Annotated in this window: 2 protein-coding genes; both read right to left on the bottom strand. The window is 69.9% G+C overall.

The features are described 5' to 3' along the window. Positions 1-842 (bottom strand): ferrochelatase (gene hemH / locus AC1DYI_RS35625; RefSeq protein ID WP_477208814.1); only part of this gene is annotated, 842 nt, incomplete at its 3' end. Positions 843-970: 128 nt separating this feature from the next. After that, on the bottom strand, positions 971-1,414 hold a 444-nt coding region (locus tag AC1DYI_RS35620; protein ID WP_477208813.1), incomplete at its 5' end, for an FHA domain-containing protein.

Here is a 1,414-nt window from a genome sequence, read left to right as displayed (position 1 = left end):
GGGCAGACCACGTCGACACGTTTCGTTCCGCCAGCGGCCAGCTGCTTCAGCGTCGCGTCCGTCGCCGGGCCCAGCCACTTGGCGCGGCCGAAGCGGCTTTGAAAGCTGATGCGCCATTCGTCGGATGAAAGGCGCAGTTCATCGGCCAGCAGACGCGCCGTTTTCTGGCACTGGCAGTGATACGGGTCGCCCAGCTTCAGCGTGCGCTCGGGCATGCCGTGAAAGCTCATCAGCAGCATCTCGCCACGGCCATCGCGCTGCCAATGGGCGCGCACGCTGGCCGCCAGCGCAGCGATGTGCGCCGAGTCGTCGTGGTACTGGTGGATGAAGCGGAACTCGGGCACCCAGCGCGTGCGCTGCGCCCAGTTGCTGACCGCGTCGAAGGTGCTGGCCGTCGTCGCGCCCGAGTACTGCGGGTAGGCCGGCAGCACCAGCACGCGCCGAACGCCGGCCGCCTGAAAAGCGTCGAGCGCCGACGCGATCGACGGGTTGCCGTAGCGCATGGCGGCCTTCACGATCACCGGGCAGCCGCGCTCGCCCAGATACCCCTGCAGCAGCTTGGCCTGCCGCTCCGTCCACACCGCCAGCGGCGAGCCTTCCGGCAGCCAGATGCTGGCGTACTTCTTGGCCGACTGGGCCGGGCGGGTGCGCAGGATGACGCCGTGCAGGATCGGCCACCAGACCGCTTTCGGGATCTCGACCACCCGCGGGTCGCTGAGGAACTCGGCCAGGTAGCGGCGCAGGGCAGCCGGYGTGGCCGCGTCCGGCGTACCCAGGTTGGCCAGCAGCACGCCTACTGGGGACGGCTGCCCATGGTGGTATTGAGAAGCGGACGGCGGCATAACTGGTCTGAACCCTTTGCGGCGCTCCGCAGGAGCCGCCGCTCTTCACGTGGCGTGCGCGGATCCGGCTTTGCCGGTCCGCTGCGCGAGCCCCCTCGGGGGGCAGGCCCCGAGAGGGGCCGTGGGGGCTAATGTCTCGGTGGCAGCCGCATCGGCGCGGTATCGTCCATGCTCGACATGATGCTGAACTGAAGCACCGGCACGCCCACCTCGTTGGGCGAGCCGCCCAGGCCGATGTCGCCGCTGCCGTGCAAGGTGCAGGCGCCGCGCCGCAGGCTCAGCACCTCGTCGTCGCCGGTGAAGCGCACGTAGGTGCCGTTGATGCTGAGGTCGGCCACCTGCAGCCCGCCACCCGTCCAGTCGATGCGAGCGTGGGTGCGCGAGACACGGGCCTCGTCGATCTGCAGTCCACAGGTCGAGCCACGGCCGATCAGCACCGGCAGATCACTGCGGCTCAGGCGGTAGACGCTGTCGCGCCACAGCAGCTGCAGGCCTTCGGGCTCGGCCAGGTCGAAGCGGGTTTCCATCAGCGTGGCGGTGGTGTCCACGCCGCGCGGCGGCAGCATGTGCAC

This window comes from Ideonella sp. P3_A4, assembly GCF_056403075.1.
The sequence above is the reverse complement of the archived record's forward strand: the minus strand, read 5'-3'. Positions and strand labels throughout refer to the sequence as shown.